This is a genomic window from Arthrobacter sp. MMS24-S77 (assembly GCF_054888235.1).
Window position 1 is genome coordinate 3869171 of sequence record NZ_JBTZRN010000001.1, and the last position, 20998, is coordinate 3890168.

Genomic DNA, 20998 nt, shown 5'->3' on the forward strand with positions numbered 1-20998 from the left:
TTAGTCGGGACTGACCGAGGGACTGCGGTGTTGGCCCGGCTTGATCATTTCGAACTGCGGGATCTCATCCGCGCTCGGCCCGCCACGGAACTTCGGAGAGGGCTCCCGCCCCTCGCTGATGCGTTCGATTTCCTGTTCCTCAAAGACGTCTTCGGCTCCGAGCATGATGGCGGAGTCCTCGTTGGTGATTTCACCGCTGAAGGCCCGGAGCATGACGGAACGGTCGAACTGGCCCTCCCATTTAGCGACGACGAACGTTGCCACGCAGTTGCCGAGGAGGTTGACGACGACGCGCATGGAGTCCATGAGGCGGTCGGCACCGAGGAGCAGGGCGACGCCGGCAACGGGGAAGATGCCCAGTGCGGCGGCCGTGGCCGAGAGAGCCAGGAATGACGATCCCGGCACACCTGCCATGCCCTTGGACGTCAGGAGCAGGACACCGAGGGCCGCCAACTGCTGGCCGAGGTCGAGGTGGTGGCCGAAGGCCTGGGCCAGGAACAACAGCGAGATCGAAAGGTAGATCGCCGCGCCGTCGAGGTTGAAGGAGTAGCCCGTGGGGACAACCAGGCCGGTGGTGGCGCGGGAGCAGCCCGCATTGGTCAGCTTGGTCATGATGCGCGGCATGACCGCCTCGGTGGAGGCCGTACCCAGCGCGAGGAGGAATTCCTCACGGGTGTACTTCAGGAACTGCCAGAGGGGCACCCTGGCAAAGCTCCAGGCGACGAGGAACAGCAGGCCGATAAAGACGATGGCCGCGCCGTAACAGGAGGCGATGAGGAGCGCATAGGTCCCGAGGGTGTCGAGTCCGTACTGGCCGATGATGAAAGCCATGGCGCCGAAGGCACCGATGGGCGCCACTTTCATGATCCAGGACATGATCTTGAAGATCAGTTCCAGGACGGTTTCCATGAGGCTGATGACCGGGAGGCAACGCTCGCGTCCGATGACCACGATTGCCGCGCCGAAGAAGACCGAGAAGAAGAGGACCTGGAGAAGGCTGTTGCTGGCGAAAGCGCCGATCACAGAGGTGGGAATGATGTCCAGGAGGAAGGAGGCCGCGTCTTTGGGCGGGGCGGTCCCGGTCTTTGCGTTCAGCGCATCCTGGGAGAGAGTGCTGGGATCGATGTGCAGTCCAGCACCCGGCTGGACAAGGTTTCCAACAATCAGGCCGAAAACCAGTGCGAAAAGCGTGGCGCCGGTGAAGTACAAGAGGGCCTTGACCCCGACCCTTCCGACCGCCTTGACGTCGCCCACTGCCGAGATTCCCGTGACGATCACGAGGAAGATCAGCGGAGCGATGATCATTTTGATGAGTTGAATGAAACCATCGCCCAGTGGCCGGAGGGTGGACCCGATGTTCGGCCAGAAATGGCCGATGAGTACACCTGCGACGACGGCGATCAGAATTTGGAAGAAGAGCGACTTGTACAGTGGCTTCTTCTTCCGCGGGGCCGAACTCGCCTTCAGCGCCGCAGAGTCTGGGATCTTCATTGATCTGAACCAATCAGTTTGGGAACAGCCCCTGATTTTCGGGGGTTGTTTTCAAATGTAATCCCGATCACTTCATTCCACAAGGGGGAATCTAATTTTCATATTGTGGAAAACCAGCCTTCTTCGTGACCCATCTTGAATGGATTCCTCGTCCTGTGCGGGTTGCCCACCGGCATGCCGACACCGTCACCGAGTGAACACCCTGTAGCCGCGCTCTGAGTCGAAGCCGTGAACTTCCCGGGTATCGAGTGCGGCCATGAACTCCAGCGTTTGGCTGGTGATGACCTGGCCGGGGACAAGGATGGGGAAGCCCGGAGGGTAGGGCGTGACGAATCCGGCCGAAACAACTTCCTCGCCTTCCGCGATCCTGGCCTTGAGGTCGTCGGCCGGCAGGTAAGTGGTTGATCCATCCTTGTAGCTCTCGAAATAGGCGGCCCGGAGGTCGCCATCGGGACCAAGCGAATCCCGCCGAAAGCGCCTCGCGAACCTGCTGAAATCGGGCAACGGCGGAGTGGCTCCCGTGAGGCCCGCGACGAGACCGGCGTCTGGCGTTTTCCGCGCCGGCCGTTCCTCCTCGAAAGACTCGGCCAGCTTGACCAGGACTTCGATCAGGTAGGCGACGGCGCTACGGGACGTGCCGATGTTGGTCATGAAGAGCACGGTGTTACGGGAGGTCTTGTTGACTTGGAAGCCGTGCTTATCGGCGAGATACCGGTGCCGGAATGTGTCGCCGTCGACCCCTGTCCGGCTGATGTCCAGCGTGAGGCGGCTGGGGTCGACGACGAACTCGTCGTGCAGCCAGGCGTCCGCCAAAGCTGCCAGCCCATCCCGGAGCGGCATGGCACTGCCGGTTTCCCGATATGGCGCCGTAATGAGGTCCCTCGACGTGAGGACTCGGAAGTATTTCTTCAGCAGGGGGTGGCGGGCCACTGCCTGGGCAACGATGGTTGCCAGATCCGCCTGTTTCTGAACCAGGCCGAACCCCTCAAGCTCGACCTGGCGGCGGCCGATGTCGAGGGAAGCGAGGATCTGGTAATTGGGCGATGTGGAGGTGTGGGTCATATATGCTTCGCGGAATGACTCTTGGTTATGCTCGCTGAAGTCTTGGTCGAAGACATGGATCATGGATCCCTGACGTAGCGAGGTGAGCGTCTTGTGGGTGGACTGCGTGGCGTAGACGCGCAACCGCGCTTTCGCTGGGTCCGGGATAAGCCGGGTCTTCAGCCAGAGTTCATCGTCGGCGGGCGCACCTGTCACCGCGTCGTGGAGCGATGCCGCATGTTCGGCGTGCCTGGCGGCATAGGCGGGATCACTGAATGAGGCCTCAAGCTTCCTCGCCGCGGCCATGGCCGTTCTGCGCCGGAAGACGGGATGGGACCGGGCGAAGGCGAACCAGGCTTCGTCCCAAAGGAACACGAGGTCCGGTTTGATCGCCAGGCATTCTTCCATGACGCGTTCAACGTCATAGACGATGCCGTCGAAGGTGCAGTTGGTCAGCGTGATCATCTTTACTTCATCCAGGCGGCCGGCACGCCGGTAATCCAGCAAGCGGGCTTTGATGCTCGCCAGTGGTACTGCACCGTAGAAGGCGTACTTGTCCAGCGGATACGCATCCAGATAGGAAACCTGGGCTCCGGCGAGGACGAAAGCATAGTGGTGGGATTTGTGGCAGTTGCGGTCGACGAGGACCACATCCCCTGGAGCAAGGATGGACTGATGAACGATCTTGTTGGCGGTGGAGGTTCCATTGGTAACGAAGAAGGTTTTCTGGGAACCGAATGCACGCGCAGCCAGGTCTTGGGCCTCCTTGATCGATCCGTGCGGATCCAACAGCGAATCGAGTCCTCCCGACGTCGCGGACGTCTCGGCCAAGAGAAGGTTCATTCCGTAGAAATCGGCCATGTCACGGATCCAGGGCGAATTGCCCACCGAGCCGCCGCGAGAGATCGGTAAGGCGTGGAAGACGCTGGCCGGCCGCCGGCTGTATTCCTGTAGCGCAGTGAAAAACGGGGTCCTGTACCGCTCGGCGACACCCGACAACAGCGATAGGTGCAGGTCGAGATTGTCTTGCCTGCGGAAAATCCTCCGGAACCGCTTCGTCAGAGAACCCGCGAGGCTCTCCATGGCGACACCGGCTACCAGGTACACATCCAGTTCGGGGCGTAACTCGGAGATCTGCTCGGCCAGGCTAAGGAACCTGCCCAGCGGTGGCATTCCGGCAAGTTCACGGCTCACTAGGCCGGCAAGGTATTTCCTCAGGTCGCGGCCAAGCGGCTGGCTGCTGGCGATGGTGAATCCCGGGCGGAGAATGCATGCCTGGATGGCAGGGTTCAGGATCAAGGCAACCAGCGCATCCTCGTAGCTGGGAACCACGTTGAGTTCATAGGTGAAGGCATCGGACGGCCTCCGCTGGGCCAGCATTTCCGCTCTCAGCACTTCGGCTTCTTGGTCAGTGATGTCGTCGACAAACAGGACCTCGAACCGGGGCCGCTCGCTCGCCGGCCGTTGCTCCCGGGAGCCTTCGTCCTGAACGCCCAGGATGGAGCGACCGGCCCCGGGCTGCCCTGGTTCCGGGCCGACTCGGCCCGGACTGACTGGTCCCGGACTGACGGAAGGCATCAAGTGGGACATTCCGCGGATCATCTCCAGCCCGGCGTCGTAATCACCGGAATCCACGCAGTCGAGTAGCGGCGCCAACTCGGCGATCCCCGGCGCCGCCCAATACAGTTCCACGGCCTGAAGCAGGCGCAGCGCCTGGATGGCTTGGTCCTGCAGGCCGGAACGCGACGGCGTTCCCGGGCCGCCCTTTGCCAACTGCTTGAACGCGTACCCGAGAAACTCCCACGCATCAGCGCGCGAACGCCACGCGCTGCTAGGCGTGCCGATGTCCCGCTTTGGAAGTTGGTTCTTCACCTGGCTTCGCTTGGTCAGGGTGGCGCTGTTGTTTCGGGGCGTAATGCCGGGCAAGGTGGTACCGCTTTCCATCAAGTCGTTGTACATCAGGAGCGTTGGCCGCCCTGTGAGAAGGATCCTGCGACGACGGGCAGGTCGCCAGTGTGGCCGCGCCGGGCCGCGGCTGTCTCCAGGATGCGTTCGCGGCAAGCGAACCAGCCGGCAACGAGCAGGGGTATCAGGAGCAGCAGGGACGCGAGCACCCAGCGCCCAGTCTCCGAGAAGCCCATCGTGACGAGAACGAAGGCAAGGAAGGCGAGCGTGAGGTATGAGGTGAAGGGGGCGCCGAAGAGCCGGAATGACGGACGAACGGCCTTGCCGAGCCTGACCCAGGTCTGAAGCTTGATGTGGCACAAGATGATGGTCGCCCAGCCTCCGATGATCCCGATCGCAGACACCTCGAGAACGATCTCGAACACTTGGGACGGCACCAGGGCATTCAGGCCGACGCCAAGCAGAGCGATCACCGCTGTCAGCAGGATGCCGCCATACGGCACCCCCGATTTGCTCATCCTGGCGGTGAACTGTGGCGCGGAGCCATTGACCGCCATGGACCGCAAGATCCGGCCCGTGGAATAGAGGCCGGCATTGAGGCTCGACAAGGCCGCTGTCAGGACAACGAAGTTCATCACTGATGCCGAAACAGCCGCGGTATGGGGATCTCCGAGATGGGAGAAGAAGGTGACGAAGGGCGATTCGCCGGATTTGTACGCCGTGAACGGCAAGAGCAACGAGAGGAGCAGCACGGAACCGACATAGAAGAGTGCGATCCGGAAGACTACCGTGTTGACGGCCTTGGGCATCACCTTTTCCGGGTTGGCGGTTTCGCCTGCAGCCGTACCAACAAGTTCAATCGCGGCATACGCGAACACGACGCCGCTGATCGCGAGCAGGGGCGCCACGGCACCGGTCGGGAAGGCTCCGCCGTGGTCCAGGATCACGCCCAGCCCGGGAACGCCGATGTCCGTCTTCCCGCCAAAGACGATGAAGCAGACCCCGACGACGAGGAAGGCTACCAGCGCCGTCACCTTGATCAGGGCGAACCAGAATTCCATCTCGCCGAAGATCTTCACGGAGACGAGGTTGAGGGCGAGGACAATGACGAGGGCGCAAAGTGCGATAAGCCACTGTGGGATTGTTTGCAGCGGCTCCCAGAATTGTCCCCAGAATTTGACGTAAAGCGCCACGGCCGTGACATCGACAATCGACGTCATGGCCCAGTTAAGGAAGTATAACCAGCCGGCCGCGTAGGCCAGCTTCTCGCCGTAGAACTCCCTGGCATAGGACACGAACGAACCCGAGGATGGCCTGTGGAGAACCAGTTCGCCAAGGGCGCGCAGGATCAGGAACGCAAAGAACCCGCAAAGGGCGTAGACGAAGATCAAGGCCGGACCGGAACCATTCAATCGGCCACCCGCGCCCATGAAGAGGCCTGTTCCGATCGCGCCCCCGATCGCTATCATTTGGATCTGCCGGGGTTTGAGGGTCTTGTGGTAACCGGCGTCCTCGCTTGAAAAATCCTGCGCAGCCGTTGAACGGTCGCCAAGAAGCTCCCGGTTGTTTTCCAGCGAATCAGCGGGATCAAGCCCGGCAATCTGAGCCCCGGCGATCGGGCCCGGCGCAGGCCGGTTCAGTGTGCGTTTCATTCCAGGGGTCTCCTTTGACTCCGGTACCGCGGGCGCGGCTGCATACTCCAGAACTTGTCTCCTGCTGACGTGTGGAATCACAGCTGCACTGCTGGATCATCAGCGGAGGGGACGGAAAACAACTCTAGGTTCCGGCGGGAGGGAAGGAACTGTCTGGCCAGCTAAATTCGCCCGATCCCCGTTGTGCGCGGATAACAACTCCGTTCCGCCAGAGTGCGGGTAGTGTTCATGGCTGTGAGCGCGGCTAAGCCGCTTAGAGGAAGTGAATACGGGTGGCACCCCAGGAATCTGCCGAGCATGTCATAGGCGCCATGCTCAGCGACATACTTGAAGACATTGGCGTCGACAACGGGCAACTGCTGGTTCCTCCCGGAACGGACAACGGCACGGTTCGTGAAACGGTGATCGTGGACGCCGAGGACGAGACGCCGGTCCAACGCGGGAGCTTGGTCCTGCTGATCGGAGTCCGGGGTCGCGCAGCCCTGCCTGGCATCCGGAAGCTGATTCCGGACTACCCCGCCGCCATCGCGGTGAAAGGGAACGAGGAGGAACTGGACGCCGTCCGGGAAGTGCTGCTTCCCACCGGAATCGGCCTGATCGCCGTGGCTCCTGCAATGAACTGGGGCACGCTGGAAAGCATCGCCAAGAACCGCATCCAGGAGCCTGCACTTTCCACCGACGCGTCCACGATCATTCACCGGGATCTTTTTGCGATCGCCCAAACCACCGCGACCCTGGCCAACGGCCACGTGGTCATTGAGGATCCGGCAAACCGCGTCCTGGCGTACTCGCCGGCCTCCAACGACGTCGATGAACTCCGCAGGCTCTCCATCCTGGCCCGGCGTGGACCGGAGCGTTACCAAAAACTGTTGAAGGAATCAGGGGTCTACAAGCACCTGCAAGCGGCCGAAGCTCCCATCCACATGGACGCCAACCCGGCGGAAGGTCTCCGGGAACGGGTGGCGATCGGTATCCACGCGGGAAACAGGATCCTGGGGTACATATGGCTTCAGGAAGGGAAGGAACCCCTCGCTCACAACACGGACAAGCTCATGGTTGGAGCGGCACGGCACGCGGCCATAGAACTGGTCCGGCACCGTAACGAGCAATCCCAGGCACTACGGCGCGACAGGATCTCCAGCCTGCTCAGCGGCACTCCCCAGATCCACTCCCAGGCACAGTCCGCGGGCATCGATCCATCCAAGCCGGCAGCCCTCGTCCTGATTTCCGCCCAAGGCGACGACGAGACGGCAGCGGGCTTGCAACTGCGGCGTGGCGAGCTGGCCAATGTGGCATCGATCCACGCAGCCGCCTACCGTCCCGGCGCCGTGGTGGGAGCCATCGGCTTGGAAATAGCCATGATTCTTCCTGACCTTGACCCCATAAAATCCCCGCCGGCCATCAACCGCCTCATCAACGTCATTGTCCGGGACGCAAGGGTCCACCTGCACTGCCAGGTGCAGGCCGCCGTCGGGCCCGTCGTCGAACGCCTGGACGCATTGCATGGCACACTGGAGCACGTCCGCAGCGTACTGAAGGTCCTGGAAAGCACGCCCTCGATCCACGTGGCCTCCTACGCAGACGTGGAAACGACCGTTCTGACGAAGGAATTGCTGGAGCTTCTGGCTTCGAGGGCCGACCTTCGGCATGGAGGCATCTCCCTGCTGTGCAGCAAGTACCCGGAGTTCGCCACTACGCTGCTGACCTACCTTGAATTCTTCGGTGATGTGAACCGGTGCGCGGAAGAATTGGCCGTCCACCGGAATACGGTCCATTACCGGCTGCGGCGAGCCTGCGAAGTAGCCGGCATCGACCTCCACTCCGCAGAGCAAAGGCTGCTCGCGCATCTTCAGCTCAGGCTGTGGACTCACTCCGAAGGACGGCGCTAAGACCATGAACCTCCAGAATCTCCTTGACGACATTGTCGGCACGGTTCGGCCCCTGCTCGGCCAAGGAGCGCCCGCAGACTACATCCCAAGCCTGGCCGCGGTGGATACCATGCAATTCGGCATTTCCGTGGCAACCTCCAGCGGTGACGTATTCTCCTCCGGAGACGCTGACGTGCCCTTCTCCATCCAAAGCATTTCGAAGGTCTACGCCCTCGCTCTGGTGCTGGCCCGGGATGGCGACCGGATCTGGAAGCGCGTGTTCCGGGAGCCCTCCGGCAATCCGTTCAATTCCCTCGTGCAGCTGGAACACGAGGACGGAATTCCGCGGAATCCGTTCATCAATGCCGGCGCCCTGGTTGTCACCGACAGGCTGCTCAGCATCGTGGGCAACTCGCCATCTCCCGTCCGGGAATTGCTCCGGCAAGAAAGCGGAAACAACTCTATCGACGCCGACCCCGAGGTGGCCGCTTCAGAGGCTGCGAATAGTCACCGCAACGCCTCGCTGGCACACTTCCTGGCCAGCTACGGAAACCTCGAAAATCCCGTGGACTCGGTCCTCGAGGCATACATCAACCAGTGCGCGCTTGAAATGAGCTGCACTGATTTGGCCCTCGCGAGCAGGTTCCTGGCCAACAACGGGCTGCGGGGGAACGGCACCGCTCTTCTGTCCCCGTCCCAGACAAAGAGAATCAACGCCGTGATGCTCACGTGCGGCACATACGACGCCGCCGGCGAATTCGCCTACCGCGTAGGACTCCCTGGAAAGAGCGGGGTAGGTGGCGGCATTGTGGCCGTGGTACCCAACAAATGCACCATCTGTGTCTGGAGCCCCGGCCTGGGACGATCCGGGAATTCACTGGCAGGCGTTGCCGCCCTGGATGAGTTCACCACCCGCACGGGCTGGTCAATTTTCTAGCGGCGCCGGGCTTCCAGCAGCGGCAGGCTAGCCGCGGCCCACGAACGGCATCCCCGCGGCGGTCACCACCACGGAACCCACGTTGGCCGACGCCGGCATGTTGGCCATCATGAGCACCGCTCGCGCGGCATCCTCCACGGGGAACATCGGCTCCACGCGGCGACTACCATCGGCCTGGAGCGCCCCCGAGCCCACGCCGATGGTGTCCATGATCTCCGTACGAGTGTTGCCGATATCGATCTGCCCGCACGTGATTCCGAACGGTCGCCCGTCCAGCTCGATGCTCTTGGTCAGGCCGCTCATGGCGTGTTTGCTCACCGTGTAGGCCACGGACAATGGCCGCGGCGAATGGGCGGAGATGGAGCCGTTGTTGATGATGCGCCCTCCTTGTGGTTCCTGCGACTTCATCGTCCGCACAGCCTCGGCCGCGCACAGCATGGAGCCCGTGACATTCACGGCCAGGGTGGCATCCCAATCGGCCACGCTGATCTCGTCCACCCCTCCGGAAGGACCAAAGATACCGGCATTGTTGAACAGGACGTCGACCCTCCCCCAGCGCTGGCTGGCCTCCGCGAAAAGGCGCGCGACGTCGTCGGGCACTGTTACATCGCACGGCACCACGAGCGCCTCGCGGTGGCCGTCGGCAGTCTCGAGAAGCTGCGCTTCCCGCCGTCCGGCGAGGGCAACGCGGTAGCCTTCGGCCAACAGAAGCCGGGCAACCGCCCGCCCGATCCCGGAGCCGGCTCCGGTGACGACGGCGACCCGGGGCCGGGTGGGGATGGTTTCGCTCACGCGGTTCTCCTGTTTGTTGAGCTAGTGCGCGGCGGGAGCATCCGCCGTCGTCGTGTCCGTTGTAGTCAGGGGCCAGCCTATGACGGTCTTGGGGCGCGGCGTGGCGTAGGTCCGGACCTTGGACGTGGACAGTCCCAGGCGGACGAGCGACTCGGCGATGGTCACCGCGGCGGCCACTCCGTCCACCACCGGAACGCCGCAGCGTTGGCGGATCTGTTCGTCGAGCCCTGCCATGCCGCCGCAGCCGAGGACGATGACTTCCGCTTTGTCGTCACGCACGGCTCGTTCAGCTTGTTCCACGATGGCTTCGACTGCGCGGTCCGGGTATTCCTCGAGTTCCAGGACGGCCATGCCGCTCGCACGGACGGAGGCGCAGCGGTCATCCAGCCCCGCGAGCTTGAGGCGGTCTTCGATGAGCGGGACCGCGCGGTCCAGGGTGGTGACCACGGAGTATTTGTGGCCGAGGAACATCGCGGTGCTGGCCGCGGCCTCGGTGATATCCACCACCGGGACGTCCAGGAGCTCCTGGAGTCCCTCACGGCCGTGCTCGCCGTATCCTGCCTGGATGACGGCGTCGAACGGTTCGGGGTAGTTGACCACGCGGTCCATCACGGCGATGGCAGCGAGGTAGCTTTCAAAGTTCCCTTCGCAGGAATCGGCGCCGAACCGCGGGGTGATGCCGATGATCTCGGTGCCTGGAGCAGCGACGCTTCGCGCTTGGGCTGCGATGGAGTCGGTCATGGATTGGGTGGTGTTGACGTTTGCGACGAGGATGCGCATGGGTTCCTCCTAGATTGGGTTGCCTGCCCGGTTAGCCCGGTAAAGCCCAACTGACTCGCAGTTATTGTCGTTTTGACGGGCGAAAACGACAACAACTGCGAGCCAGTTGAGTATTAGTGGTTGCTGACGACGGCGATCGGCTCGCCGGAGATATCGCTGTGCTGCTGCTTCTTGTCTGCAAGCAAGTAGTAGCACAATGCTCCAATGCCGGCGCCGAAGAACCACGCGAACGGTGCTGCGGCCTCCAGTGCGGGAACGAACGCGATAAGGATGGCGACGACGGCGGCCGGAACCATGGCGGCGATCGCCCGGGGGTTGACGCCACGCTTGTAGAAGTAGGTGCCGGAAGGGTGGTCCGTGTACAGGTCGAGGACGTTGACCTTGCCGCGGCGCAGGAGCCAGTAGTCGGCCATCACGACGCCGAACAGCGGTCCAAGCAGGGCGCCGAGTCCGCCCAGGAAGTACACAATCACCAAGGGGTTGTTGTAGAGGTTCCACGGCAGGATGATCAGGCCGATGGTACCGCTGACCCACGCTGCCTTGCGGAAGTTCAGGTGCTTGGGGAAGAGGTTGGTGAGGGCGTAGACGGGTGCTACGAAATTCGCCATGAGGTTCACCGCTATGGTCAGGATCAGCAAAGCGAGGCAGGCCAGGACCAGGAAGAGCGTGTTGGGGATGCTCTGCACGATGTCCGAGGGGCTTTCAATGATCTTGCCGTTGATCTTGTACTGGCCGCCGGCCATGATGACCACGATCGCGCCGAACAGGAGCATGTTGATGGGGATGCCCCAGAAGTTGCCACGGACAATCGACTTCTTGGACACCGAGGATCGCGTGAAGTCGCAGAAGTTCAGGACGAAGGTGCCGTAGATGGAGACCCAGAGTGCGCCGCCGGCAAAGATCGTGCGCCACATCTCGCCACCTTCGAGCCCCTTGATCCCGGACCACTGGATGGCGCCCCCGGCCTCAACGAACACCCAGATGGCAATGACCAGCATGGTGACAAGAATGATGGGGCCAGCGAAGGCCTCGTACTTGCGGATCATCTCCATGCCGAAGCTGACAATGACCAGCTGGACAATCCAGAGCGATACGAAGGCGATCCAACCAAGGGCGGACAGACCCAGGATGGAGTTGGCATCCATGTCCTTCAGCCCGGGGAACATGGCGACAAGCATGACGCGGAGCACCACAGAGGCGAGGTAGGTCTGAATTCCGAACCAGGCGATAGCCACGGCCCCTCGGACCAGGCTGGCCAGCTGGGCGCCTCGAATGCCGAAGCTGATCCGGCTCATCACGGGGAAGGGAACGCCCGTCTTCTGGCCCATGAATCCGGAGAAGGTCAGGAGGGTGAACAGCAAGACCGCGCCGATGCCGAGGGCCACGAGGATTTGCCACCCGCCCAGGCCAAGCGAGAAGAGGCCGATGGCGAACGCGTAGTTGCCAAGGCTGTGAACGTCGTTGGCCCAGAGGGTGAAGATGCTGTAGCTCGTCCAGCGCCTGCCCTCTTTCTTGGTGGGGGCGAGGTCGAGGTTGTAGAGGCTGGGGCTGATGGTGCGACCTGCTGCGACGGACGCTACATCGCAGAGAGTTTCATTTCCTACTGACGGATGTGCCGAACTGCCAGGCAGTATCGTCTGCTCCGAAGCCGTTGTGACGCCGACTGGGGGAGTCGATTGCATCGTGGATCTCCACTTCTTTGTGGTGCTGCAACTAGGCTTCCGAGACGCTGTGAGAGGACGTAAAGAGTTTTCGCATCGTGGAATCTAGTTATTGAATAGTGAAATAACTGTATGAGCTAGGTCACCTTTGGTCAAGGGTTACCCTCCCGACGGCGGTCACAATCGGCCATCTGGCACCGCGAGGCCTTGCGAGAGCTGGCCCCTGCGGCGTTAGATTGACGCTTGGCCAACGCATGGCTAATCTCGAATTACAGAATTTTATTCTCACAATACGAAATTTCTACGCCGTTTCAGCGCGCACTACAGTGCAAGCGCCCAGACATTCAATGAAGAGAGGTTGGACGTGGCTGCAGGAGAAGAGACCTCACACATCCTTAGCGGGTTGACTTCCCAGCTGCCTGATCGTGATCCGGAAGAGACTGCCGAGTGGGTTGAGTCTTTGGATGCGTTGATCAGGGAGCAGGGCACGGAGCGGGCGCAGTTCATCATGCGCAGCCTGCTTCAGCGGGCGGGGTCCCAGTCGGTGGGTGTGCCGATGGTGACGACCACCGATTACGTGAACACGATCCCGGCGGACCAGGAAGCGGAGTTCCCGGGCAACGAGGAGTTCGAGCGCCGGTACCGGGCGTACATGCGCTGGAACGCGGCCGTGATGGTGCACCGGGCGCAGCGGTCCGACATCGGGGTGGGCGGGCACATCTCGACCTATGCCGGGGCCGCGACCCTGTACGAGGTCGGCTTCAACCACTTCTTCCGCGGCAAGGACCACCCTTCCGGCGGGGACCAGGTGTTCTTCCAGGGCCACGCGTCCCCGGGCATGTACGCCAGGGCGTTCATGGAAGGCCGGCTCACGGAGGAGGACCTGGACGGGTTCCGGCAGGAAAAGTCCAAGGAAGGCCACGCCCTCTCCTCCTACCCGCACCCGCGCCTGATGCCCGCGTTCTGGGAATTCCCCACCGTGTCCATGGGCATCGGCCCGATGAACGCGATCTACCAGGCCCAGTCCAACCGCTACCTGCACGACCGGGGCCTGAAGGACACCTCCGGCCAGCAGGTCTGGGCGTTTTTGGGCGACGGGGAAATGGACGAGCCCGAGTCCCGCGGCCTGCTCCAGCTCGCCGCGAACGAGAACCTGGACAACCTGAACTTCGTGATCAACTGCAACCTCCAGCGCCTGGACGGGCCGGTGCGGGGCAACGGGAAGATCATGCAGGAACTGGAAGCGTTCTTCCGCGGCGCGGGCTGGAACGTCATCAAGGTCGTCTGGGGCCGGGAATGGGATGATCTCCTGGCCAGGGACACCGACGGGTCCCTGGTGAAGATCATGAACGAAACCGTCGACGGCGACTACCAGACCTACAAGGCCGAGTCCGGCGGGTTCGTCCGCGAACACTTCTTCGGGAAGACCCCGGCCACCAAGGACCTGGTCGCGGACCTGGACGACAACCAGATCTGGAACCTCAAACGCGGCGGCCACGACTACCGCAAGGTCTACGCCGCGTACAAGGCCGCGACCGAGTTCAAGGGCAAACCCACCGTGATCCTGGCCAAGACCGTCAAGGGCTACGGACTCGGACCCCACTTCGAGGGCCGCAACGCGACCCACCAAATGAAGAAACTCACCATGGAAGACCTCAAGGCCTTCCGGGACCACCTGCGCATCCCCATCACCGACGAACAACTCGACACGGACCTGTACCGGCCCCCGTACTACCACCCCGGCATGGACGCCCCGGAAATCCGGTACATGATGGACCGCCGCGCCGCCCTGGGCGGTTCCGTCCCGGAACGCCGCAGCACCCACACCCCCGTGGTGCTGCCGGAAGAGAAGTCCTACGAGGTCGCCAAGCGCGGCTCCGGCAAGCAGCAGGCCGCCACCACCATGGCCTTCGTCAGGCTCCTGAAAGACCTCATGCGGGACAAGAACTTCGGCGCCCGCTTCGTCCCGGTGGTGCCGGACGAGTCCCGGACCTTCGGCATGGACGCGTTCTTCCCCACCGCGAAGATCTACAACCCCAAGGGCCAGAACTACCTCTCCGTGGACCGGGACCTCGTCCTGGCCTACAAGGAATCCCCCCTGGGCCAGCTCATCCACCCCGGCATCAACGAAGCCGGCGCCGTCGCCGCGTTCACCGCCGCCGGCACCGCCTACGCCACCCACGGCGAACCCCTCGTGCCGATCTACGTGTTCTACTCCATGTTCGGCTTCCAACGCACCGGCGACGCCTTCTGGGCCGCCGCGGACCAGATGACCCGCGGCTTCATCATCGGCGCCACCGCAGGACGGACCACCCTCACCGGCGAAGGACTCCAACACGCCGACGGCCACTCCCCCATCCTGGCCTCCACCAACCCCGCCGTCCTCACCTACGACCCCGCCTACGGCTACGAAATCGGCCACATCATCCGCGACGGACTCCAGCGCATGTACGGACCGGACTCCGAAGACCGGAACCTCATGTACTACCTCACCGTGTACAACGAACCCATCACCCAGCCCGCGGAACCGGAAAACCTCGACACCGAAGGCCTCCTGAAAGGCATCTACCTGCTGGCCCCGGCGAAAACCGACGGACCCCGCGCACAGATCCTCGCCTCCGGCGTCTCCGTCCCCTGGGCCCTGGAAGCCCAGCGCGTCCTCGCCCAGGACTGGGGCGTCTCCGCCGACGTCTGGTCCGTGACCTCCTGGAACGAACTCCGACGCGACGGCCTCGCCGCCGAGGAACACGCCTTCCTCAACCCCGGTAGCCCGGCTCGGGTTCCGTTCGTGGCGCAGCAGCTGGCCGATGCGCAGGGTCCGGTGGTGGCTGTCTCGGATTATATGAAGGCCGTCCCGGACCAGATCCGCCAATTCATCCCCAACGAATTCGCCTCCCTCGGCGCCGACGGCTTCGGCTTCTCCGACACCCGCCAAGCCGCCCGACGCTTCTTCAAGAACGACACCCACTCAATCGTCACCAAAACCCTCCAGCTCCTCGCGGCGAGGGGCGAGGTAGACCCCAGTGCGCCGTCGTACGCGATTGATCGGTACAAGCTCCTCGACGTGACTGCCGGCACCACCGGCGGTTCAGGAGGCGACTCCTAAGATGCTGTAAAACCAATCGGCGGCAGTGCTCCTGTGAGCACTGCCGCCGATTTGCTATTGCGCTCCGTGTGAGCGGTGATCCACCACGAATCCCGTGGCGGCATTTTCCCTGACTGCGTTGATACCGGCCACGAGGGCCGCTATATCTCGGAACCTGGGCGACACTGCCACGACGGTTCCATCATCGGCCTTCAACCGGAAGTGGAACGATTGCTCCCCTGCTGCCAAGATTTCGAAAATGCCAGACATAAACCCTCTTTCCACCGCGAATGCATCGTTGCATCCCTTTCGATGACCACTGACTCTCGTGAAGTCCCTAAGAGGATATCCGCCATGGGAGCCTCCCAGAAGGCCTACCCATGGGTAATATTCAACCTTTTTCGGTAGACCTATACCGGAATCCGAGGTCAACCGGAAGATATGGAGAGACCCAAGGCCTACGCGCGGCTACCCCGGTTCCGGAAGCTCCGCGCCATCACCGGCCACCATCATGTTCGTCCGCTGTCGCTAGAGAGGTCGTGATGCTGACTATCCACGTAATTCCGAATTGATCAATACAGATGCCGGAACAAACACCGTCCGAATCCTCGGCAAGCGACATACTAACAATCCCATTGACGACCAGTTGGCTCCAGTAGCCGCACATTTCGTCCTCATTATCGCCGCAGAGCGACATTGAATGGTTGGTGCCGTCGCGGAAGGCCGTGTTGTCAGGCGCGTCGGATGCCATCAGAACCAACCCGCAGCCGGCGACAAGCACCGCATGCGATACCTTTGATGCCTCCTCACGACCTCCGCCTGGCTGAAACCCGGAAGAAGATTCCACTGTCAGTACCCCATCAAAAACCGAGTGATAGAAGACCCTCGCCTCCCTGGCGGCTTCCTTGAAGCTCAAGTAGGGGTTGAGGCGAACACTCAACGAAACTCCCTTCGCTCGACAATGAGAACAAGGGCCGGCTCTGCAACAAGGACATGCCGGACAGACGACCCCGAGCACTGCCGCGGGCAACCGGAAGTGCCTTGGCCAAGGCCGCCGAGCACCAAGCCAGCGGCGGGGCTCAGAATTCCCCCACCGCTTAGCCGAGCAGGCGCACGGGCTCAAAGACCTCGGCGTAGGAGGGCTTGACCTGGGAGCCGCGGAAGGCCTGGTGGTCCTGGTGGTAATCGTGGCCGGAGTGGGTGATGACAACGTCCGGCCGGTTCACCGGGAAGGCAGTTCCAGCGAACCGACACCAACGAACAGCCTTCCCAGACTCCTGTGTGGAACAGGTTGCTGTCGAGCCCCGCATCATGATGATTCTCACATCCCGCAATGACGGAATCGGGTTCCCGACACGAATGGTCCCCGGCTGGCACTCATTAGTATGAAAATCCAAAAATCAGCTCCGCTGCCAACCAACAGCGGTACCTGGAAGCTACTACTTCGGTGGCGGGAGCAAAGTCTCAAAGACGGTTGGCGTGTTCCCGGAGACTGGTTCGTACCTGAGGTTTCACCTCTGGCAAGTTCCCTGCTCGTGGGCCTGCCGTGCGCCGAATACGCCAGGAGATTGGGAATCAGTCGGTCGCACCGAGGGGTCGGGCTGGCGGAGAGCATGACGGATTTGCGGTCGCTGTTCACCATCTCGGGCCATCCGGTCGATGGTGATGCCCTTCAGGAACTCGCCGTCGGATGGGTTGAAGCAAGCGAGGAGGCTCAACCACTTTCCTGCACCGATGTCACGACTGGTTTGGCGACATCGGCTCACTTCGAGCGTATGCTCCATGACCTCTGCCTTGCGGGAGCGGAAGAATCGTCCCGATATGTGTTGGGGACAATCCGGGTGTCGCTGTTGATCAGGGGCATCAAAGCGGAGTGGACCGTGTTGGCTGATCTAGGCCAGGCCTGCCTCGAAGAGTTCAACGACCACAGTTTCCCTGCCGCCTACAGTCACGGTGCCGTGCGATTCCTCATGCCCCGATCGCCAAAGAACTTCGCTGACGCGCTCCGCTGCAGGCGCCGGCTGGAATCCCTTGGAAACGGATTCCTGGGGCCATGCCGGCTTAACTACCGAAACGTTCCGACGACGGCGACAGAAGCGGCGCGGCTCCTCTCGGAACTAAAGAACGTCTCAACGCCATAGATCCGGCCACGACTCGATGTCACGTGCGATCAGGTGCTTGCGCGGAGGGCCGCCCGGAATCTTGGCATGCGGACTGATTTCAGAATCCATACGTGTATGAGTTTGTTTCGATGGCTGGACCGTTGAGGTTGTATTGAAGCGTGTGACCGTGTCCCTTGTTTGTGGTGTTGATGGTGAAGTGGAACTCTGTCGTTCCGCTCTTGAGGACGCCCGTAGTGCATGTGAGCGCACCGGAATCTCCCGGGTTCACGTGGCAGGTCCATCCTGAAGGGGCCTCTAGGGATGCAAGATCTATCGAGGCGTGTTTCGATAATGAGAAGGTGGCGGTTGCAGAGCGGAGATCCACGCCTCCTGTGATCGAAAAAGCAACGATCATGCTCCGGGTTCTGGGATCGCCGTTGACATCCGAAACGGAAACGCTCCCCTGGACGCCTGCGGTCTGGATCGACTCAGAGACAACGCCGGGTCCAGGCAAAGGCGGCAGAGCTGGGGACGGCAACGGGGACGGGCCACCAGGTTGTGGGACTGTGTCCGGCGGCGTTTCGTAAGACCGGGGAGGCGCTGGGGGCGGGACAGGGCTGGGGGGCTGTTGGGCCGCCGACGTTCCCGGGGTCCGGGGCCATGATGGAGTAGGGGCAGGGTGTAGAGGCCCTGCCGGGACGTCGTTCCGCGGCGACTCGACACCAAGCGAATCCAGCTGGTCCTGAGCAGTCAGGCCAGCTGAGTCACTAACCCCGCCAAACATGATCGTTGCCACAAGGGCACCAGCGGCGGTCATCACCACGGGGTTGACCAGGGTCGTCCCGGTTGAGGTTCCCTGCAGGACGCCGGCCGCCCCGAGTTCCTTGGACCTGTCGTCCCAGGCCGTCAATGGAATACCTGTGACCAACGGCAACAGCACGGCCCGCATGGTTCCACGAACGTCCTCAAGTTCAAGCAGGACAGCTGTGCACGCCGTGCAGCCATCCAAATGACTGCGGACACCCGACGCGTTCTTCTTGGAAAGCCCGCCACGAAGATAGGCCCCCAGCTGGGACCTGAACTCCGCGCAGCCCGCGCGCTCCGGGTCATTGATATGGGACTGCAGGTACTGGCGGCGCAATCCCTCCCGGGCCCGTACACCGAGCGCGGAAACGGCGTTGGGAGAAAGGCCCATGATCGGGGCGACCGCTGCGGGCTTCATCCCTTCCACGTCCAGATACCAAAGCACCGACTGCCACCGTTCAGGCAGCGCGCGATACGCGCGCGCGACGGTCCGCGATTCAAACGCGCGAATGACCGGGTCCTCCTCCACCACATCGTGGTCGAAGTTCGCTTCGATGTCTGCCGGGGTGGTTCGGCGTGCCTTTCTGTTGGTGTGGTGGGCGAGCCTGGTGACGGCGGAGAGCAAATACGCGCGGAAAAACTCCCTAGGACCTCCCCCGGATTTGAGGCTTTGAAGCACGGCCTGGAATGCTTCCGCGACGACGTCGTCCGCGTCACTTGGGTTATCGACGTTCTTCCGTGCCACAGAGGAGGCGATGGACACGTGCCTCGTGTAGAGCCCTTCATATGCTTCCGCGTTCCCAGCGCGAACCATCGCGATGAGCTCACGGTCACTGGCGACCGCGGCTGCCCGAAACCTACCTGCCATGACTTCCCCTAGAGCTTCAGAATTCTTGGCCATATGTGTTGTGTGGCCTACGGACGCCATAAATGACGCCTAACCGGGAACTTCCCCGCAAATTGAACTCATGGGCCGTCGCCGATTGGTTTGAGGAGCCCTCATCGAGATGCGCCGGCAAGGACGCGGAGGGAGGCTGCGCGGGGGCCACTACGGTCAAGGAAGCGGTGTCACTCACCCTCCGGGTCAAGGTCCCATACGACGCATGCAACACGGCGCCGTAAGCATCAACCGGATACCGGCCTTCGATTTCTTCATCAAACGAGTGAACCAAGGCAACATCCCCCGTGTCCTTGCCTCAAACAAAACGTGGTCTGACAGCCCAGACTCGGCGGCCGTCAGTCGTGGAACCGCGACACGTTTCACCAAGAAGCAGCACTTGTATGTCGGGAGGTTCCACGACATACAGGGCATCCTGTGCCGGAGCAGATCCCGTTTCGTACACACGTTGAAGCATTGAGAGGCAGGCATGTCCACGATCCCCTACGCCACGACGGACCCGGCACTCCCGCCCGGGGCTCCTACCGCATCCGCCACGGCCCGCTCCTTGATACTCGACTATTTGTTCAAGAATGGCGCTAGCAGAGTGGCCGATATCTGCCATGCCGTGGGGTTGTCCAGAAGCACGGTCCATGGACATCTTCTCGGGCTGGAATCTGCAGGGACCGTCCGCTCAAACATTCCACCCGGAGCTAGAGCCCGCTTTACACCCTATTTCTCCCTTAGCCCGGGCCATGCCCGCTGATCGGTAGATACGCTCGGCTATACAAAGTCCGCGGACCATTGGCAGGCGCAAGGGGCCCGCGCGAGGCTCCTTGATTGTGAACATCGTCGGGGAAAATGAGCAAAGTGGTGGCGCTGCGCCGTCATGCTCTATCGGCCGGTGTGATCTTTCGTGCCAGCATGACCACGCTGGCACCGTGCGCCTTCGGCGGTTCAAAGCGAAGAAGCGTGCGGCCAAGTCCAGGCCCGGCCGCACGCTTTGCCGTGATCATAGTCACCGGCTCGTATGTCCAGGCAGACGCGGCACCAACAGGATCCGGCGCGCGCTCCGTGACAGGGCGGGCATGTGAAGTGATGGCTGTCCGCCCGGACACCACATCGATGAAGTCTGTCGGATTTCACCACTCCCATGCCTGCCACCTATTAAGTAGGGGAAGGACCAGGATCGTGTCGCGAACCACAATGCAAAATCCATGCCCCGGCCTCCCGGGAACCAGCTCGAACGGCCCGTTCACCTTGCTGAACCTTGGTGGCCGTCCGAGAGGTGTCCGAAAGTTCTGTCCTAGCGGCCTTCAGCGTGCTTGCCCGGCCATGAATACAGGCCGGGCAGACGGTTGAAGCCCACCAATTCGTCCCGGCCCGCCCTCTCCCAGGAATGTTCATGGCTACCGGAAGCGTGGGCGATCGCGGCCAGCATGAGCGCGACGCTCTCCCTGTTTACTGCGGTCACGATGTCACCCAAATTCACGGGAACGCCCTCTGCCAGGGAAGCGGCGAACATCAGGAACCCCCATTCATCGTTGGAGACACGGCCGGCATGTTCGGGGATCGAGGCGAAATCAATCCACGATGCGCGGCTGAATTCGTCCGTGCCGATCCAGGGATTGCCGGCCGCGGCGAACCGGCCTCCAAACCCGCGGAGCAGCAATTCGGTGGCAGCCTCGCAAGGGAAGGAGCCTTTGGCCCAGGCCCGCAGCCCCTCGGCATGCGTCACATCGAGGTGATCCTTATCGTTACGTTGATGATTGGTCGCGCCGGCCATGGGGATCCATCGGTTCGTTTCCTATCGTTCGATCTCGATATCGGCCACGCCCTGACTTGCAGGACCAAGGCTCATCTAAATAGTGGAACCTCGAGCCGAAACGTGCCACCAACCTGGTCCCGCCACGGGCTTTCATTGAGGGCAGCCTGTGGGGAGCGGATCCGGGGGTGGATCGCCGGGAGACCGGCTGAAGCAACTAGTACCTAGCAGTCAAGGA

The 20998-nt window shown here is 62.2% G+C and carries 16 protein-coding genes; 5 read left to right on the top strand and 11 right to left on the bottom strand.

Annotated features, from left to right (window positions below):
- From ACX5I4_RS17770 to ACX5I4_RS17780, 3 genes are all read right to left on the bottom strand, one after another.
- On the bottom strand, positions 1 to 1491 hold the full coding sequence (locus ACX5I4_RS17770; protein ID WP_461837807.1) for a cation:dicarboxylate symporter family transporter: 1491 nt from the start codon (positions 1489 to 1491) through the stop codon (positions 1 to 3).
- Between the two features lie 186 nt (positions 1492 to 1677).
- Entirely contained in the window at positions 1678 to 4476 is a 2799-nt protein-coding gene (locus ACX5I4_RS17775) for an aminotransferase class I/II-fold pyridoxal phosphate-dependent enzyme (protein ID WP_461837808.1), read from the bottom strand.
- Between the two features lie 14 nt (positions 4477 to 4490).
- Positions 4491 to 6089, bottom strand: coding sequence for an amino acid permease (locus ACX5I4_RS17780; RefSeq protein ID WP_461837809.1), 1599 nt, complete (start codon positions 6087 to 6089; stop codon positions 4491 to 4493).
- 272 nt (positions 6090 to 6361) lie between these two features.
- Here ACX5I4_RS17780 and ACX5I4_RS17785 point away from each other — a divergent pair, with 272 nt between their 5' ends.
- A complete protein-coding gene (locus ACX5I4_RS17785) occupies positions 6362 to 7978 on the top strand; it encodes a PucR family transcriptional regulator (RefSeq protein ID WP_461837810.1) in 1617 nt (538 codons plus the stop codon).
- Positions 7979 to 7982: 4 nt separating this feature from the next.
- Positions 7983 to 8894: a glutaminase gene (locus tag ACX5I4_RS17790; RefSeq protein WP_461837811.1), complete on the top strand. Its 912-nt coding sequence runs from the start codon at positions 7983 to 7985 to the stop codon at positions 8892 to 8894.
- Between the two features lie 27 nt (positions 8895 to 8921).
- Here ACX5I4_RS17790 and ACX5I4_RS17795 read toward each other — a convergent pair whose 3' ends face one another.
- The 3 genes from ACX5I4_RS17795 to ACX5I4_RS17805 all read right to left on the bottom strand — a co-directional run bounded on the left by ACX5I4_RS17795 (position 8922) and on the right by ACX5I4_RS17805 (position 12148).
- The gene (locus tag ACX5I4_RS17795; RefSeq protein ID WP_461837812.1) at positions 8922 to 9686 is read right to left on the bottom strand and encodes an SDR family oxidoreductase; all 765 of its coding nucleotides are present in this window, start codon (positions 9684 to 9686) and stop codon (positions 8922 to 8924) included.
- A 21-nt stretch (positions 9687 to 9707) separates the two neighbouring features.
- A complete protein-coding gene (locus ACX5I4_RS17800; RefSeq protein ID WP_184738834.1) occupies positions 9708 to 10466 on the bottom strand; it encodes an aspartate/glutamate racemase family protein in 759 nt (252 codons plus the stop codon).
- A gap of 113 nt (positions 10467 to 10579) precedes the next feature.
- A complete protein-coding gene (locus ACX5I4_RS17805) occupies positions 10580 to 12148 on the bottom strand; it encodes an NCS1 family nucleobase:cation symporter-1 (RefSeq protein ID WP_461837813.1) in 1569 nt (522 codons plus the stop codon).
- Positions 12149 to 12491: 343 nt separating this feature from the next.
- Between ACX5I4_RS17805 and aceE the strand changes: the two genes are divergently transcribed.
- Positions 12492 to 15233, top strand: coding sequence for a pyruvate dehydrogenase (acetyl-transferring), homodimeric type (aceE, locus tag ACX5I4_RS17810; protein WP_461837814.1), 2742 nt, complete (start codon positions 12492 to 12494; stop codon positions 15231 to 15233).
- 54 nt (positions 15234 to 15287) lie between these two features.
- Here the strand turns inward: aceE and ACX5I4_RS17815 are convergent, their stop codons facing one another.
- The 3 genes from ACX5I4_RS17815 to ACX5I4_RS17825 form a co-directional block, all read right to left on the bottom strand.
- Positions 15288 to 15482: a YegP family protein gene (locus ACX5I4_RS17815; protein ID WP_461837815.1), complete on the bottom strand. Its 195-nt coding sequence runs from the start codon at positions 15480 to 15482 to the stop codon at positions 15288 to 15290.
- A 226-nt stretch (positions 15483 to 15708) separates the two neighbouring features.
- Complete coding sequence (locus ACX5I4_RS17820; protein WP_461837816.1) at positions 15709 to 16152, bottom strand: VOC family protein; 444 nt, start codon at positions 16150 to 16152, stop codon at positions 15709 to 15711.
- Between the two features lie 157 nt (positions 16153 to 16309).
- Positions 16310 to 16438, bottom strand: a complete 129-nt coding sequence (locus ACX5I4_RS17825) for a hypothetical protein (protein WP_461837817.1) — start codon at positions 16436 to 16438, stop codon at positions 16310 to 16312.
- Positions 16439 to 16825: 387 nt separating this feature from the next.
- On the opposite strand from ACX5I4_RS17825, the gene ACX5I4_RS17830 reads away from it, so the two are divergent.
- Positions 16826 to 17353 carry a hypothetical protein gene (locus ACX5I4_RS17830; protein ID WP_461837818.1) on the top strand — a complete coding sequence of 176 codons (528 nt, stop codon included), beginning with the start codon at positions 16826 to 16828 and terminating at the stop codon, positions 17351 to 17353.
- Between the two features lie 79 nt (positions 17354 to 17432).
- On the opposite strand, the gene ACX5I4_RS17835 is transcribed toward ACX5I4_RS17830, so the two are convergent.
- Complete coding sequence (locus tag ACX5I4_RS17835; protein ID WP_461837819.1) at positions 17433 to 18986, bottom strand: sigma-70 family RNA polymerase sigma factor; 1554 nt, start codon at positions 18984 to 18986, stop codon at positions 17433 to 17435.
- Between the two features lie 499 nt (positions 18987 to 19485).
- Here ACX5I4_RS17835 and ACX5I4_RS17840 point away from each other — a divergent pair, with 499 nt between their 5' ends.
- Complete coding sequence (locus tag ACX5I4_RS17840) at positions 19486 to 19761, top strand: helix-turn-helix domain-containing protein (protein ID WP_461837820.1); 276 nt, start codon at positions 19486 to 19488, stop codon at positions 19759 to 19761.
- Between the two features lie 540 nt (positions 19762 to 20301).
- On the opposite strand, the gene ACX5I4_RS17845 is transcribed toward ACX5I4_RS17840, so the two are convergent.
- Positions 20302 to 20733, bottom strand: coding sequence for a hypothetical protein (locus tag ACX5I4_RS17845; protein WP_461837821.1), 432 nt, complete (start codon positions 20731 to 20733; stop codon positions 20302 to 20304).
- Positions 20734 to 20998 lie beyond the last annotated feature (265 nt).